Source organism: Nocardiopsis flavescens (genome assembly GCF_900141985.1).
GTDB lineage: Bacteria > Actinomycetota > Actinomycetes > Streptosporangiales > Streptosporangiaceae > Nocardiopsis > Nocardiopsis flavescens.
Genome location: NZ_FQZK01000012.1, coordinates 77,744 through 93,530 on the forward strand (window position 1 = coordinate 77,744; position 15,787 = coordinate 93,530).

Sequence of the window (15,787 nt, forward strand, 5' to 3'; positions counted from 1 at the left end):
GGAAGTGGCCTGTTGAACGGGGTGTCATCTTCATGTCGACAAATGGCAAAGCGGGCGACGCGCTGCTCCGCCTCGGCACCTACCTGACCGGATCGGAGTCCCTCGACGGAGACCGTGCGCAGGTCAGAAAGGGTGGTCGCGAAGGTGATGTGTTCTACCGGGACCGCTGGAGCCACGACCGCGTCGTGCGCTCCACGCACGGGGTCAACTGCACCGGTTCCTGTTCTTGGGATGTTTATGTAAAAGACGGGATCATCACCTGGGAGACCCAGGCGACCGATTATCCGTCGGTGGGGCCGGACCGTCCCGAATACGAGCCCCGGGGATGCCCGCGCGGCGCCGCCTTCTCCTGGTACACGTATTCGCCGACCCGTGTCCGCTACCCCTACGTGCGCGGGGTGCTCGCCGAGATGTACCGGGAGGCGAAGGGCCGCCTGGGCGACCCGGTCGCGGCCTGGGAGGAGATCACCACCGATCCCGAGAAGCGCCGCCGCTACCACCGGGCCCGCGGAAAGGGCGGCCTGGTGCGCACCACCTGGGAGGAGGCCCTGGAGATCGCGGCGGCCTCGCACGTGCTGACGATCAAGCGCTACGGCCCGGACCGGATCGCGGGCTTCTCGCCGATCCCCGCGATGTCGATGGTCTCCCACGGTGCGGGCGCCCGGTTCGTCAACCTGATCGGCGGCTCCATGCTGTCGTTCTACGACTGGTACGCCGACCTGCCGGTGGCGTCCCCGCAGGTGTTCGGCGACCAGACCGACGTCCCCGAGTCCGGCGACTGGTGGGACGCCGCCTACCTCATGCTCTGGGGCTCCAACGTCCCGGTCACCCGCACGCCCGACGCCCACTGGATGGCGGAGGCCCGCTACCGGGGGCAGAAGGTCGTGGTGGTCTCCCCCGACTACAGCGACGCCACCAAGTTCGCGGACGAGTGGCTGGCCCCCCACCCGGGGACCGACGGCGCCCTGGCCATGGCGATGGGCCACGTCATCCTCCGGGAGCGGTTCGTCGACGCCCCCGTCGACCGGTTCCTGTCCTACGCCCGCACCTACACCGACCTGCCGTTCCTGGTGGAGATCGAGGAGAGGGACGGGCGCCGGGTGCCGGGCAAGTTCCTCACCGCCGCCGACCTGCCGGGTGCGGAGGGCGTCGCCAACGCCGACTGGAAGCCGGTCCTGTGGCCGCGGGGGGAGGACGGGCCCTACGCGCCCAACGGCACGCTCGGGCACCGGTGGGGCGACGACGGCGTCGGCAAGTGGAACCTGCGCCTGGAGGGCCGGGTCCCGGAGCTGACGTTCCACGGGGAGGGCGCCGAGGCGGTCGAGGTCTCCCTGCCCCGGTTCGACACCCCCACCGGGGAGGGGGGCGTCCTCACCCGGGGCGTACCGGTCCGCCGGGTGGGCGGGCGCCTGGTCACCACCGTGTTCGACCTGGTCCTGGCCCAGTACGGGGTGGGCCGGCGGGGGCTGCCGGGCACCTGGCCCACCGGCTACGACGACCCCTCCCAGCCGTGCACCCCGGCCTGGCAGGCCGAGCTGACCGGCGTCCCGGGCGAGAAGGCCGTGCGGATCGCCCGCGAGTTCGCCGAGACCGCCGAGGCCAGCGGCGGGCGCGCCATGATCATCCTGGGCGCGGGCACCAACCAGTGGTTCCACGGGGAGAACGCCTACCGCGCCTTCCTGGCGCTGCTGCTGCTCACCGGCTGCCAGGGGGTCAACGGCGGCGGGTGGGCGCACTACGTGGGCCAGGAGAAGTGCCGCACCGCCACGGGGTGGGCGACCTACGCCTCCGGCGCGGACTGGTCGCGCCCGCCCCGGTTCATGGCCGGGACCGCGTACTGGTACACGCACACCGACCAGTGGCGCTACGACACCTACCGGGCCGACGCCCTGGCCTCCCCGCTGGGGCCGGGCAGGGTGCGCGGACGCCACACCGCGGACCTGGTGGCGGCCTCGGCGCGGATGGGCTGGATGCCGTCCTTCCCCACGTTCGACCGCAACCCCGTCGAGCTGGGCCGGGAGGCGGCCGAACTCGGGGCGGACCCGGCGGAGTACGTGGCGGACCTGCTGGCCGCGGGCACCCTGCGGTTCGCCGCGGAGGACCCCGACGACCCGGCGAACTGGCCGCGCACCCTCACCGTCTGGCGGTCCAACCTGTTCGGGTCCTCGGCCAAGGGCAACGAGTACTTCCTCAAGCACCTGCTGGGCACCCACTCCAACCTCCGGGCCGAGCCCGCGGGCCCCGGGGACCGGCCCGCCGACGTGGCCTGGCGGGACGGGATCCCCGAGGGCAAGCTCGACCTGCTGCTGTCCATGGACTTCCGGATGACCAGCACCACGCTGCTGTCCGACATCGTGCTCCCGGCCGCCACCTGGTACGAGAAGCACGACCTGTCCACCACGGACATGCACCCCTTCGTGCACGCGTTCAACCCGGCGATCGACCCGCCCTGGGAGGCCCGCACCGACTTCGCGGCCTTCCAGGCGCTGGCCCGGGCGTTCAGCACGCTGGCCGCCGAGCACCTGGGCGAGGTCACCGACCTGGTCGCGGTCCCGCACCAGCACGACACGGCCGGGGAGATGGCCCAGCCGCGCGGGGTGGCCCCGGACTGGAAGGCCGACGGCGAGCGCCCCGTCCCCGGGAGCACCATGCCCGCCATCGTCGCGGTGCGCCGCAACTACTCGGCGACCGCCCAGAAGATGGCGGCGCTGGGACCGCTCGCCGAGTCCAGGGGGCTGCCGGTCAAGGGGGTGTCCTTCACCCCCGACCGGGAGGTGGAGTGGCTGCGCGAGCGCAACGGCGCGGTGCGCGGCGGGGTCGCCGACGGCCGCCCGGCCCTGGACACCGACGTCAAGGCGTGCGAGATGATCCTCGCCCTGTCGGGGACCAGCAACGGCCGACTGGCCGCGCAGGGCTTCGAGCGGCTCGCCGAGCGCACCGGCACCGACATGGGGGAGCTGATCGCGCACGCCGCGGAGCGGCGCGTGGTGTTCTCCGACGCCCGCACCGGGCCGACACCGGTGGGCACCAGCCCCGAGTGGTCGGGCAAGGAGTCGGCCGACCGCCGGTACTCGCCCTTCACCATCAACCTGGAGCACGACAAGCCCTGGCACACCCTCACCGGGCGCCAGCACTTCTACCTCGACCACGACTGGATGCACGAGTTCGGCGAGGCCCTGCCGGTGTACCGGCCGCCGCTGGACATCTCCCGGCTGTTCGGCGAGCCGCGGATCGGCCCCACCGGGCACCGCGAGGTGGTCGTGCGCTACCTGACCCCGCACTCCAAGTGGTCCATCCACTCCGAGTACCAGGACAACCTGCTCATGCAGACCCTGTCCCGGGGCGGCCCCACCATCTGGATGAGCACCGCCGACGCCGAGGCCATCGGCGCCTCCGACAACGACTGGGTGGAGGCGGTCAACCGCAACGGGGTGGTCGCCGCCCGCCTGGTGGTCTCGCACCGCATGCCCACCGGGACGGTGTACATGCACCACGCCCAGGAGCGGACCATCGACGTGCCCAGGACCGAGACGACCGGGCGCCGCGGCGGCATCCACAACTCGCTCACCCGCCTGCTGGTCAAGCCCACCCACCTCATCGGCGGGTACGCGCAGCTCACCTACGCCTTCAACTACCTGGGTCCGACCGGAAACCAGCGCGACGAGGTCACCGTCGTGCGCAAGAGGACGACGGAGGTGCGCTACCGATGACCACCGGGGAGCGGACGGGCGGCCGGCCCGTGGGGCGGGTCATGGCGCAGGTCGCCATGGTCATGAACCTCGACAAGTGCATCGGCTGCCACACCTGCTCGGTCACCTGCAAGCAGGCGTGGACCAACCGCAGCGGTGTGGAGTACGCCTGGTTCAACAACGTCGAGACCCGGCCCGGGCAGGGGTACCCGCGCACCTACCAGGACCAGGAGAGGTGGCGGGGTGGCTGGGTCCGCACGCCCCGGGGGCGCCTCGTGCCGCGGGCGGGCGGCAGGCTCAAGCGGCTGGCGACCATCTTCGCCAACCCGGTGATGCCGTCCATCCACGACTACTACGAGCCCTGGACCTACGACTACGACACGCTCCTCAACGCGCCGCTGGGCGACGACTTCCCCGTCGCCTCGCCGCGCTCGGCGCTCACCGGCGAGCCCATGCAGGTCACCTGGAGCGCCAACTGGGACGACGACCTCGGGGGCGGCCCGGAGCTGGCCCGGCACGACCCCGTCGTGAAGAAGCTCGGCGACAAGGTGAGGTTCTCCTTCGAGGAGACCTTCATGTTCTACCTGCCGCGCATCTGCGAGCACTGCCTCAACCCGTCCTGCGTGGCCACCTGCCCCAGCGGCGCGCTGTACAAGCGGGCCGAGGACGGCATCGTCCTGGTGGACCAGGACCGCTGCCGGGGCTGGCGCATGTGCGTCACCGGGTGCCCGTACAAGAAGATCTACTTCAACCACAAGACCGGCAAGGCCGAGAAGTGCACGTTCTGCTACCCGCGGGTCGAGGTGGGCATGCCGACGGTGTGCTCGGAGACCTGCGTGGGGCGGCTGCGCTACCTGGGGGTCGTGCTCTACGACGCCGACCGGGTGGGCGAGGCCGCGGCGGTGGAGGACGAGCGGGAGCTCTACCGCGCCCAGCTGGACGTGTTCCTGGACCCGGACGACCCGGCGGTGCGCGCCGCCGCCCGCCGCGACGGCATCCCCGACCGGTGGGTGGAGTCGGCGTCCCGGTCCCCGGTGTACGCGCTGGCCAAGCGGTTCCGGGTGGCGCTGCCGCTGCACCCGGAGTACCGCACCCTGCCGATGGTCTGGTACGTCCCGCCGCTGTCGCCGGTGGTGGACACGCTCACCTCCACCGGCCACGACGGCGAGGACGCCGGGAACCTGTTCGGCGCCATCGACGCGCTGCGCATCCCGGTGGAGTACCTGGCCGAGCTGTTCACGGCGGGCGACACGGAGCCGGTGCGGCTGGTGCTGCGCCGCCTCGCCGCCATGCGCTCCCACATGCGCCGGATCAACCTCGGCCAGGAGCGCGACGGGTCCATCGCCGAGGGGGTGGGCATGACCGGGCGCGACATCGAGGACATGTACCGCCTGCTCGCCCTGGCCAAGTACGACGAGCGCTACGTCATCCCCACCGCCTACGGCGTCGACGACTCCGACCGCGGGGTCATCGACGAGATCGGGTGCAGCCTCGACTTCGAGGGCGGCCCCGGCATGGGCGGCATGGGGGGAGTGCCGTTCGGCGAGGCCTCGGGCCGCCCCGACGCGGCCTCGGTCGAGACCTTCCACGCCCTGCGCGACCGGCAGTCCGGTGAGGAGCCCGCGGCCGGGAGGGGCCGGGTCAACCTCCTCAACTGGGACGGGAACGGCCGGCCCGCAGGGCTCTTCCCGCCCCGCGGGGGCGACCACGACACCGACGGCGGAGGCGGCCCGAGCCGCCCCGTGTGAGGGAGTTGCGATGAGCACCACCACCGACGCGGCCGGGACGGAGGGGACCACCCCGGCCGCGGGACGGGCGCGGACCGGCTGGCTCGGAGCCGGCCGCTCCGCCCGCCGCGCACACCGCAGGGCGGTCACCCACCAGGCGGCGTCCGTCCTGCTCGGCTACCCCGACCAGGCGTTCTTCGAGCGGCTGCCGCTGGTGGCCCGGGCGGTCGCCGAACTGCCCCGGGGGACCGTGCGCGCGGCGCTCCAGGAGTTCTGCGACTACGCCTGCGCCACACCCGAGATGGAGCTGTGCACGCACTACGTCGACGTGTTCGACCTGCGCCGCAGGCGTGCGCTGCACATGACCTACTACACCGACGGCGACACCAGGCGGCGCGGCCACTCGCTGGCCGAGATCAAGGCGGTCTACCGGGCCGCGGGCTGGGAGGTCGCCGCCGGTGAGCTGCCCGACCACCTCGCGGTGGTGCTGGAGTTCGCCGCGCGCGGCGACGCCGACCAGGGGGAGGACCTGCTGCTGCGGTTCCGCTCCGGGCTCGACCTGCTCTCGGTCGCCCTGGAGGAGTACGGGACCCCCTACGCCCGGGTGGTCGACGCGGTCCGCCAGACCCTGCCGCCGCCGCGCGCGGCCGACCGGGACGCGGTGGAGCACCTGGTCCGCCAGGGGCCGCCCGCGGAGGACGTCGGCCTGGAGCCCTACGGGGTGCGCACCACGCTGCCCATGGCGGAGCCGGACGGCCACGGCCACGGTCCGGGGGCCTGCGGCTGCGGCCGGGTGCCGCGCCCGCGCGCGGCCCGGGCCGGCGAGCGGCAGGTCCGCTCGGAGGAGGACGGGGAGGGCGGGGCCCGGTGAGGGACCACGGCGGTGCCGACCTGTTCCTGTGGGGGATCCTGCCCTACATCGTGCTCGTGGTCGTGGTCGGCGGACTGCTCTGGCGGTACCGCTACGACCGGTTCGGGTGGACCACCCGCTCCTCGGAGCTGTACGAGTCGCGGCTGCTGCGCATCGGCAGCCCGCTGTTCCACTTCGGGGTGCTGGTGGTGGTCGTCGGCCACGCGGTCGGCCTGCTCGTCCCCGAGGCGTGGACGCGGGCGCTGGGGGTCTCCGACACCCTGTACCACGTCACCGCGCTGTCCCTGGGGCTGGTCGCGGGGGTGTGCACGCTCGCCGGGATCGCGCTGCTGGTGTGGCGCCGCCGCACCAGCGGGCCGGTGTTCAGCGCCACCACGGCCAACGACAAGGCCATGTACCTGGTGCTGGTGCTGGCGATCCTCACCGGCCTGGGCATGACGGTGTACTTCGCCGGGGTGGAGGTCGCGGGCGGGCACTCCCAGGACTACCGCGAGACGGTGTCGCCGTGGTTCCGGTCGCTCTGGATCCTGAGCCCGGACGTCGCGGCGATGGCGGCCGCGGAGGTCCCCTACCGCGTTCACGCGCTCATGGGGCTCGCGCTGTTCGCGCTGCTGCCGTTCACCCGGCTGGTGCACATGTTCAGCGCTCCGGTGGGCTACCTGTTCCGGCCGTACGTGCTGTACCGGACCCGGGACGCGCACGCCGGCGGCGCGGGGCGGGCCGAGCGCGCCGGCCGCCGCGGCTGGTGACCGCGGCCTGACGGGGAGCACGACCGGCGGGGCCGGGGCCGTGGGAGCGGCCCCGGCCCCGCCGCGTGTGCGGCGCGCCGCGGTGCCGCCGCGCCGGGTGCGCTCCGGAGCGGCGGCCGGGCGGCGGTGCGGACCGGTCCGCGGACGGTGGTGCCCGCCCCGGGGTGTGGGCGGGGGGCCTGGGTGGGAAAGTGGGCATTGGTGAGGTGTGCGCACCGGGCGCACGGGAGTGAGGGAGAGCCATGGACCTGACGGTCGCCGACGTGCCGGACCGCTCGCGGTACGAGGTCAGCGTCGATGGGAAGGTGGTCGGCTTCTCGGCCTACCACCGGCTGGAGGACGGGGTGCTGGCCCTTCCGCACGTGGAGGTGGACCCCGTGCACCAGGGGCGGGGGGTGGCCGCCGAGCTCATGCGCCGGTCGCTGGACGACGTCCGGGCCAAGGGCCTCAAGGTGATGCCGGTCTGCCCCTACGCGCGGGCGTACATCGCCAAGAACGGGGAGTACGCCGACCTCGTGCAGTGAGCGGGTCCGCCCGCCCCGCGGGGGCCGCGGCGGGGACGTCTCCATGGACACCGGGGCGCGGGGGACACACGGTCGTTTTCGTGACTTTCATCGAGAAAGCGACTATGTGATTGCATCTGTGTTCTTTCGGTCACGGCGAATCACCGCTAGTGTTCTGGGTCACAGTGGCGGTCATTGTGTTCGAGAGGGAGCCCCCCATGTCCATCGTCTCCATCGAGCCCGCCACCGCCGAGCGGTGGGACGACCTGGAGAACCTGTTCGGGCCGACCGGAGCCTACGGGCACTGCTGGTGCACCTTCTTCCGCAGGCGGGCCAAGGACTACACGGAGAGCACGACGTGCGAGCGGGCCCAGCGGGGCGCGGACAACAAGCGGGAGCTGCGCCGGCTCACCCTCGACGGCCGGGTGCCGGGCCTGCTCGCCTACGACGAGGAGGGCCCGTGCGGCTGGGTGTCGGTGGCGCCCCGCGGCGACTACATCCGGCTCTCCCGGTCCAGGACCCTGCGCCCGGCCGACCCCGATGAGCCCGGGGTGTGGTCCCTGGTGTGCTTCTGGCTGCCGCCGCGGCGCCGCCGCCGCGGTATGGGCGGCCGTCTGCTGGACGGCGCGATCGAGTACGCGCGGGCGCAGGGGGCGCGGGTGCTGGAGGCCTACCCCGTGGACACGGCGGGGGGCCGCGCGCCCAGCGCCGAGGTGTACGCGGGGACCGTCGAGATGTTCCGCCGGGCCGGGTTCACCCTGGCCGACCACCACTCCAGCGAGCGGGTCGTGGCCCGGCTGGAGCTGAAGCAGGAGTAGGGCCGCGTCGGAGAACACCCGCGCGGGGGCCTGGGCCCCCGCGCTTTTTCGTGCGGGCCCGCCTTCTCCGGGTACCCCCCTGGGGTAACCTGCCGAGTGCGGCGCCCCGACCAGGCGCGGCGGCGCTTGACGGGGTCATACCCCCAGGGGGTATAGTCGGTCGTGCTGGAACAGTCGCACGTCACTACAGGAGGCGAAATGGCCACCACGACCACCGCTGTTTACACCGTCGAAGGCATGAGCTGCGCCCACTGCGTCGACTCCGTCACCCGGGAGGTGGGCGCCGTCGCGGGCGTCTCCGGGGTCCAGGTGGACCTGGGCGCCAAGAAGGTGACCGTGACCGGCGAGGGCGCCGTGGACGACGCCGCGGTGCGCGCCGCCATCGACGAGGCCGGATACGAGGTGCGTGACTGAGATGGGAGTGGCCGCGAAGCTCGGGCTCTACGCCCTCGGCCTCGTGGTCGTGTTCACGGCGATGTTCGGGGTCGGCTCCTGGGTCGGCCCCGTCCTTCCCCGGCAACAGGACCACGTGGAGGAGACCACCGGCGGAGGCGCGCGCCCCGCCGACGACGGAGCAGGACACGAAGGAGAAGGGGGGCACGAGGGATGAGCGCCCCCGTCGAACTCGCCATCGGCGGCATGACCTGCGCCGCCTGCGCCAACCGCGTCGAGAAGCGCCTCAACAGGATGGACGGCGTCACCGCCACGGTGAACTTCGCCACCGAGAAGGCCAGGGTCTCGTTCGAGGGCCCGCCCGTGGCGGTCGGGGACCTCATCGCCCAGGTCGAGAAGGCGGGGTACACCGCCGCCGTCCCCCGGCCGCCGCGCGCCGAACCGGAGCCCGGCGCCGAGCAGCGGGACCCCGCCCGCCCGCTGCGCGACCGCGCCGTCGTCTCGCTCGTGCTGTCGGTCCCGGTCATCGCCATGGCGATGGTCCCGGCCCTGCAGTTCACCCACTGGCAGTGGGCCTCGCTGGTCCTGGCCGCCCCGGTCGTCGTGTGGGGGGCGCTGCCCTTCCACACCGCCGCGTGGAAGAACCTGCGGCTGGGCGCGGCCACCATGGACACCCTCGTCTCCCTCGGCGTGTCCGCCGCGTTCCTGTGGTCCCTGTACGCCCTGTTCCTGGGCACCGCGGGGGAGCCGGGGATGACGCACGCCTTCGAGTTCACCATCGCCCGCACCGACGGCTCCGCCAACATCTACCTGGAGGTCGCCGCCGGGGTCACCTCCTTCATCCTCCTCGGCAAGTACTTCGAGGCCCGCTCCAAGCGCCGCGCCGGAGCGGCGCTGCGCTCCCTCATGGAGCTGGGGGCCAAGGAGGTCGCCGTGCTGCGCGGCGACCGCGAGGTCTTCGTCCCCGTCGACGACCTCGCCGCGGGCGACCGGTTCGTGGTCCGCCCCGGCGAGAAGATCGCCACCGACGGCATCGTCGAGGCCGGCACCTCCGCCGTCGACACGAGCATGCTCACCGGCGAGTCCGTGCCCGTGGAGGTGGCCCCCGGCGACGCCGTCGTGGGAGCCACCGTCAACGCGGGCGGACGCCTCGTCGTCCGGGCCACCCGGGTCGGCTCCGACACCCGGCTGGCGCAGATGGCCCGCCTGGTCGAGGACGCCCAGACCGGCAAGGCGCAGGTGCAGCGCCTGGCCGACCGGGTCTCGGGCGTCTTCGTCCCCGTCGCCATCCTGGTCTCCGCCGGCACCCTGGGCTTCTGGCTCGGCACCGGCGGGCCCGCTGGCGCCGCCTTCACCGCCGCGGTCGCCGTCCTCATCATCGCCTGCCCCTGCGCCCTGGGCCTGGCCACGCCGATGGCCCTCATGGCCGGCACCGGGCGCGGCGCCCGGATGGGCATCCTCATCAAGGGCCCCGAGGTCCTGGAGAGCACCCGCCGCATCGACACCGTCGTCCTGGACAAGACCGGCACCGTCACCACCGGCACCATGGCGCTGGTGGAGGTCGTCGCCGCCGAGGGCGAGGACGAGGCCGAGGTGCTGCGGCTGGCCGGGGCCCTGGAGAACGCCTCCGAGCACCCCGTCGCCAAGGCGGTCGCCGCCGGGGCCGCCGCCCGCGGCGCGCTGCCGGCGCCCGGGGACTTCGCCAACGTCGAGGGCCTGGGCGTACGGGGGACCGTCGAGGGCCGCGCCGTCCTGGTCGGTCGCCCCGCCCTCCTGGAGGAGTGGTCCCAGCCGCTGGGCGAGGACCTCTCCCAGGCGATGAAGGAGGCCCGGAACCTGGGCCGCACCGCCGTCGCCGTCGGCTGGGACGGCCGCGCCCGGGGCGTGCTGGCGGTCTCCGACACCGTCAAGCCCACCAGCGCCGAGGCCGTCCGCTCCTTCCGGGAGCTGGGCCTCACCCCGATCCTGCTCACGGGGGACAACGAGACGGTGGCCCGCGCCGTCGCCGACGAGGTCGGGATCACCGAGGTCGTCGCCGAGGTCCTGCCCGAGGACAAGGCGGAGGTGATCGGCGGGCTCCAGGCCCGGGGCCGCGCCGTGGCCATGGTCGGAGACGGGGTCAACGACGCCGCCGCGCTGGCCCGCGCCGACCTGGGGCTGTCCCTGGGCACCGGCACCGACGCGGCCATCGAGGCCTCCGACCTCACCCTGGTCCGCGGCGACCTGCGGGTCGCCGCCGACGCGGTCCGGCTCTCGCGCCGGACCCTGGCCGTCATCAAGGGCAACCTGTTCTGGGCCTTCGCCTACAACACGGCCGCCATCCCGCTGGCCGCCGCCGGGCTGCTCAACCCCATGCTGGCCGGTGCCGCCATGGCGGTGTCCAGCGCGTTCGTGGTGGTCAACAGCCAGCGGCTGCACCGCTTCGGCCGGTGAGGGCGCGCGGCGGCGGGGGCGGCCGCCGCGCCGCCGTGGCCGGGTCCGGCCGCGCCGGCGGTCGCTCCAGGTCACCGCGGGAGCGGGGGGCGCCGCTGCCGGGCGGCGGGGCCCCGCGCCCTCGCGCGGGTGCGGGCCCGGCGCTACTGTGAGCCCGCACATCCCGCAGGGATCCCGGTCCGGGTACGTCCGGGGTCGCCGTGCCCCGGCAGTGTCACCCCACCACCCGAGGTCACCGTGTCTTCAGGATGCCCCCACGCCCGGATGTACCAGAGCGAGCCGCACCCCGACCCGTACGGCGCCTACGCGCGGATGCGCGCCGAGCACGGGCCGGTGGTCCCCGTCGAGCTCGCGCCCGGGGTGCACGGCTGGCTGGTGACCGACTACGCGACGCTGATCTCCTGGTCGCGCGACACCACCGTCTTCACCCACGACTCCCGCCTGTGGCGGGACTCCGCGCGGGGCCGGGTCGGGCCCGGCGCCCCCCTGGCGCCGATGACGGCCCCCCGCGCCGGCGCCCTGTTCGTCGACGGGGTCGAGCACCGGCGGCTGCGCCGGGCGATCACCGACGCCCTGGGTGCGGTCACCGCGGCGCGCCTGGCCGCCGTCACCACCCGCGCCGCGGACCTGCTCATCGACGGTTTCTGCGCCCGCGGCGAGGCCGACCTGCTCGAAGAGTACGCGCGGATGCTCCCGCCGCTGGTGATGAACGACCTGTTCGGCATGGAGGGGGATCAGGGGGCGCGGTTCGCGGCCGCCGTGCGCGGCCTGTGGGCGGGCCGGGACGCCGAGCGCTCCGGCGCGGAGGCCGAGCGGGTGCTGTCGGAGGTCGTGGACGCCAAGCACCGCGCGCCCGGCGACGACCTGGCCAGCCGCCTGATCCGGCACCGCGCGCGGCTCTCGGACGACGAGGTCGTCACGCAGCTCCTCCTGGTCGCCTCCGCCGCGAACGAGCCCACCGCCGCCCTCATCGACTCCGTCCTGCGCGCCGTGCTGGCCGACCCGTCCCGGTGGCACGTGCCCGGCGGCCCCTCCCCGGCGGCCCTGGACGACCTGGTGGAGCGGGTGCTGTGGCGCGACCCGCCGATCCTCAACTACCCGGCCCTGTACCCGCGCGTCGACGTCCCCCTGGACCGGGGACGTGTCATCGAGGCCGGGTCGCCCGTCCTGCTCGCCTGTGCCGCCGCCAACCACTTCTTCCAGAAGGAGAACCCCGAGCGGGTGGCCGACGGCGCCGACCGCGCCAACCGCGCCCACGTGGCGTGGGGCGCCGGGCCCCACCGCTGCCCGGCCCGCGACGAGGCGACCGCGATCACCACCGTCGCCGTCCGCCGGCTCCTCCAGAGGCTGCCCGACCCGGTGCCCGCGGTACCCGCGGAGCGGCTGCGCTGGCGGCTGGCGACCCTGTCCTGGGCGCCGGTGTCCCTGCCGGTCCGCTTCACCCCGCAGCGGCCCGCCGCGCCCACCGCCGCACCCGCCGGGCCTCCCGGCACCGGGCCCGCAGGGGGCGGGGCTCCCCCGCGCTCCGGCCTCCTGCGGCGGCTGCTGCGCCGGCCGTGACCCGCCGGCCGCCGGACCGCGCGCCGGCCGCCGGGGGCGGCGGGGCGCCGGGGTGCGGGAGGGCCCTGCCGGTGCTCCTGGGCTGACACGCCCGAAAGCCCGTCCCCCCGGACCCGGCCCCCACGGGGGCGCCGGTCCGGGATCGTCGCATGTCAGGGTGGTTTGCGGGGTTATGTCACCTCAAGGAGAGGCGACCGACACCCCCGCGAAGAGGGTCGCGCACCGCCGGGGGAACCTAGAATTCTCTCCGACTCCCCCTCCGCCGCACGGCCTTCTCCCCCGAGACCCCCCGTACGCCCTTCCCCCGTAGAGGAACTGCGCGCCCATGAACAGTTCGGAAGCCGACTCCGGTCGACTCCTGGCCAACCGGTACCGCCTGGACGAGGTCATCGGCTCGGGCGGCATGGGCCGGGTCTGGAAGGGCAGCGACACCCTCCTGGACCGGCCGGTCGCGGTCAAGGAGCTGACCACCCCGCCCAACCTGCCCCCGCACGAGGTGGAGGTCCTGCGCACCCGCATGCTCCGCGAGGCGCGCAGCGCCGCCCAGCTCAGCCACCCGTCGATCATCACCGTGTTCGACGTGGCGGAGGAGGACGGGCGCCCCTGGATCGTCATGGAACTGGTCAAGGGGCCCTCCCTGGGAGACCTCATCCGGGAGGACGGGGTGCTGCCGGTGGCGCGCGTCGCCGACATCGGCGAGCAGATGGCCGCCGGACTGTCGGAGGCGCACGCGAGCGGCATCGTCCACCGCGACATCAAGCCCGGCAACGTGCTCATCGACCCCAAGGGCCGGGCGGTGCTCACCGACTTCGGCATCGCCCACCTGGACGGCTCCACCCACCTGACCAGCACCGGGCTGCTCATCGGCTCGCCCAGCTACCTCGCGCCCGAGATCGCCCACGGGCACTCCGCCACCCCGGCCTCGGACGTGTGGTCCCTGGGGGTCACCCTGTTCCAGGCGCTGGAGGGCACCCTGCCCTTCGACCGGCCCACCCCGGTGGCCACGCTGACCGCGATCGTGACCCAGGAGCTCCCGGCGCCCGTCAACGCCGGTCCGATGGCGCCGCTGCTGCGGGAGCTGTGCGCCAAGGACCCGCAGGACCGCCCCGGGGTCGACGCCGTCCGCGCCCGGCTGCGGGAGCTGCGCGACCGCGACGGCGGCTCGGCGGCGGCCGCCCCGGTGACGCCGACCCTGGTCGCGCCGGTGCCGGACGAGGAGCCGGAGGCCGAGGAGGCGGTCATGGCCTCCGCCCCGGCCGCCCCGGAGCCGGCCGCCGGGCCGCCCGCGCCCCCCGCCGCCGCGGGCCGCACGGGGGGCCGGGACCGCTCCCGGCGACGCGGCCTGGCGGTGGTCGCCGCGGTGTTCGCCGTGCTGGTGGTCGTCGCCGGGGCCACCCTGTTCGTCAGCATGAACCGGGGCGGCGAGCCCGACGCCGGACTGGTCTCCCAGGACGCCGGAGCCGCGCCGCCGGAGGAGGAGTCGGACCCGCCCGCCGGGGAGGAGGGCGCGGGGGACGACACCGGCGGGGAGGCCTCCCCGGACGAGGAGCCCGAAGGGGAGCCGGAGGAGGAGTCCGAGGAGGAGCAGGACCCCTGGGGCGGCGGGCTGGCCGTCCACGAGGACTCCAGCGGCTTCACCGTGGAGTACCCCGAGGACTGGACCCTGCGCCGCCAGGGGCACATGGTCTACTTCGACAACCCCGACGGCGGGTACCTGCTCATCGACCAGACCGACGCCCCCGGCCCGGACGCCGCCCAGGACTGGCGCGACCTGGAGCCCAACGCCCGGGGCGGCTTCCCCGGCTACGAGCGCACCGGGATCGACGAGATCGAGGGCGGCTGGGCCGACTCCTACATCACCGCCGCCGACTGGGAGTTCACCTACGACGGCCGCGGCGGGCGCATGCACGGCATCAACCGCGGCTTCCACACCGAGGAGAAGGGCTACGCCCTGTTCCTGGTGGCCAGCAACGACCACCCCGACCTCAACCGGGCGCTGCTCGACCGGCTCTCGGAGACCTTCGTCCCCGCGGCCTGAGGCACGGGACGCGCGGGGCCCTGGGGGACGCCTCTCCCCGGGGCCCCGCGCGTGCGCTCAGAACACCGAGCAGTTCGTCGCCTGCGTGAAGGTGTCCAGGGCCAGGGAGCCCGTCACCGAGTTCCCCTTGGCGTCCAGGCCCGGACCCCAGGCGGCGATGGAGAACCGCCCCGGCACGATGGCCAGGATGCCGCCGCCCACCCCGCTCTTGCAGGGCAGGCCGACCCGGTAGGCGAACTCGCCCGCGGCGTCGTAGGTGCCGCAGGTGAGCATGATCGCCATGATGCGCCGGGCGGCGTTGCGGTCGAGCATCCGGCTCCCGTCCGCCCGCCGCCCGTGCCGGGCCAGCAGCAGCCCGGCCCGGGCCAGCTCCGTGGCGGTGATGGTGATGGAGCACTGCCGGAAGTAGTGGTCCAGCGCCTCCGGGACCGGGTTGCGCATGTTCCCGAACCCCGCCATCAGGTGGGCCAGCGCGCGGTTGCGCTCGCCCGTCGCCTGCTCCGAGCGCGCCGTCACCGGGTCGGCGTCCAGGCCGGGGTTGCCGGTCTCGGCGCGCAGCAGCCCGCGCAGGGACGCGAAGGCGTCCCCGGTGGTGGCCAGCAGCTCGTCGGTGACCACGATCGCGCCCGGGTTGATGAACGGGTTGCGCGGGATGCCGTTCTCGAACTCCAGCTGGTAGAGCGAGTTGAACGCGCTGCCGGACGGCTCCCGGTGCACCCGGTCCCAGACGTGCGTGTCGCCCTTCTGCGTGACCAGGGCCAGCGTGAACACCTTGGTGATGCTCTGCATGGAGAAGCGGACGTCGGTGTCGCCGACGGTGTGCACCCTCCCGTCCACCGTCGCCACCGCGAACCCGAAGCGGTCCGGGTCGACCCGGCCCAGCTCGGGGATGTAGTCCGCCACCCGCCCCTCGCCGATGTGCGGGCGGACCCGCGCCATCACGACGGTGAGGGCGTCGTCCAGGTCGACCTCGTCGTCTCGTGCGGAACCGCTCACCGGTCCCCTC

At 74.2% G+C, this 15,787-nt stretch carries 12 protein-coding genes; 11 read left to right on the forward strand and 1 reads right to left on the reverse strand.

Annotation, left to right across the window (positions count from 1 at the left end; all coding sequences use genetic code 11):
* Positions 1-32 precede the first annotated feature (32 nt).
* From BUE45_RS19370 to BUE45_RS19420, 11 genes are all read left to right on the forward strand, one after another.
* Positions 33-3,710, forward strand: coding sequence for a nitrate reductase subunit alpha (locus BUE45_RS19370; RefSeq protein WP_073380774.1), 3,678 nt, complete (start codon positions 33-35; stop codon positions 3,708-3,710).
* A complete protein-coding gene (gene narH / locus BUE45_RS19375) occupies positions 3,707-5,437 on the forward strand; it encodes a nitrate reductase subunit beta (RefSeq protein WP_073380775.1) in 1,731 nt (576 codons plus the stop codon). Before BUE45_RS19370 ends, narH begins: the two co-directional genes overlap by 4 nt.
* 10 nt (positions 5,438-5,447) lie before the next feature.
* On the forward strand, positions 5,448-6,287 hold the full coding sequence (gene narJ, locus BUE45_RS19380; protein ID WP_084737517.1) for a nitrate reductase molybdenum cofactor assembly chaperone: 840 nt from the start codon (positions 5,448-5,450) through the stop codon (positions 6,285-6,287).
* A complete protein-coding gene (gene narI, locus BUE45_RS19385) occupies positions 6,284-7,036 on the forward strand; it encodes a respiratory nitrate reductase subunit gamma (RefSeq protein WP_073380776.1) in 753 nt (250 codons plus the stop codon). Before narJ ends, narI begins: the two co-directional genes overlap by 4 nt.
* A gap of 242 nt (positions 7,037-7,278) precedes the next feature.
* Positions 7,279-7,560: a GNAT family N-acetyltransferase gene (locus tag BUE45_RS19390; RefSeq protein WP_073380777.1), complete on the forward strand. Its 282-nt coding sequence runs from the start codon at positions 7,279-7,281 to the stop codon at positions 7,558-7,560.
* A 197-nt stretch (positions 7,561-7,757) separates the two neighbouring features.
* Positions 7,758-8,357, forward strand: a complete 600-nt coding sequence (locus BUE45_RS19395; protein WP_073380778.1) for a GNAT family N-acetyltransferase — start codon at positions 7,758-7,760, stop codon at positions 8,355-8,357.
* Between the two features lie 198 nt (positions 8,358-8,555).
* A complete protein-coding gene (locus BUE45_RS19400; protein WP_073380779.1) occupies positions 8,556-8,771 on the forward strand; it encodes a heavy-metal-associated domain-containing protein in 216 nt (71 codons plus the stop codon).
* A gap of 1 nt (position 8,772) precedes the next feature.
* Positions 8,773-8,967: a hypothetical protein gene (locus tag BUE45_RS19405; RefSeq protein WP_073380780.1), complete on the forward strand. Its 195-nt coding sequence runs from the start codon at positions 8,773-8,775 to the stop codon at positions 8,965-8,967.
* The gene (locus tag BUE45_RS19410) at positions 8,964-11,183 is read left to right on the forward strand and encodes a heavy metal translocating P-type ATPase (RefSeq protein ID WP_073380781.1); all 2,220 of its coding nucleotides are present in this window, start codon (positions 8,964-8,966) and stop codon (positions 11,181-11,183) included. Before BUE45_RS19405 ends, BUE45_RS19410 begins: the two co-directional genes overlap by 4 nt.
* A 264-nt stretch (positions 11,184-11,447) precedes the next feature.
* A complete protein-coding gene (locus BUE45_RS19415) occupies positions 11,448-12,743 on the forward strand; it encodes a cytochrome P450 family protein (RefSeq protein ID WP_245833354.1) in 1,296 nt (431 codons plus the stop codon).
* A gap of 325 nt (positions 12,744-13,068) precedes the next feature.
* The gene (locus BUE45_RS19420; protein WP_073380783.1) at positions 13,069-14,781 is read left to right on the forward strand and encodes a serine/threonine-protein kinase; all 1,713 of its coding nucleotides are present in this window, start codon (positions 13,069-13,071) and stop codon (positions 14,779-14,781) included.
* Between the two features lie 57 nt (positions 14,782-14,838).
* Here BUE45_RS19420 and BUE45_RS19425 read toward each other — a convergent pair whose 3' ends face one another.
* On the reverse strand, positions 14,839-15,777 hold the full coding sequence (locus tag BUE45_RS19425) for a glutaminase (protein WP_245833356.1): 939 nt from the start codon (positions 15,775-15,777) through the stop codon (positions 14,839-14,841).
* Between the last annotated feature and the right edge of the window lie 10 nt (positions 15,778-15,787).

What these genes read in the sequence shown, in the direction of transcription:
- BUE45_RS19370 (WP_073380774.1), top strand. Translation starts at nt 33, where the DNA reads ATGTCGACAAATGGCAAAGCGGGCGACGCGCTGCTCCGCCTCGGCACC.
- narH (WP_073380775.1), top strand. Translation starts at nt 3,707, where the DNA reads ATGACCACCGGGGAGCGGACGGGCGGCCGGCCCGTGGGGCGGGTCATG.
- narJ (WP_084737517.1), top strand. Translation starts at nt 5,448, where the DNA reads ATGAGCACCACCACCGACGCGGCCGGGACGGAGGGGACCACCCCGGCC.
- BUE45_RS19390 (WP_073380777.1), top strand. Translation starts at nt 7,279, where the DNA reads ATGGACCTGACGGTCGCCGACGTGCCGGACCGCTCGCGGTACGAGGTC.
- BUE45_RS19395 (WP_073380778.1), top strand. Translation starts at nt 7,758, where the DNA reads ATGTCCATCGTCTCCATCGAGCCCGCCACCGCCGAGCGGTGGGACGAC.
- BUE45_RS19400 (WP_073380779.1), top strand. Translation starts at nt 8,556, where the DNA reads ATGGCCACCACGACCACCGCTGTTTACACCGTCGAAGGCATGAGCTGC.
- BUE45_RS19405 (WP_073380780.1), top strand. Translation starts at nt 8,773, where the DNA reads ATGGGAGTGGCCGCGAAGCTCGGGCTCTACGCCCTCGGCCTCGTGGTC.
- BUE45_RS19410 (WP_073380781.1), top strand. Translation starts at nt 8,964, where the DNA reads ATGAGCGCCCCCGTCGAACTCGCCATCGGCGGCATGACCTGCGCCGCC.
- BUE45_RS19415 (WP_245833354.1), top strand. Translation starts at nt 11,448, where the DNA reads ATGTACCAGAGCGAGCCGCACCCCGACCCGTACGGCGCCTACGCGCGG.
- BUE45_RS19420 (WP_073380783.1), top strand. Translation starts at nt 13,069, where the DNA reads ATGAACAGTTCGGAAGCCGACTCCGGTCGACTCCTGGCCAACCGGTAC.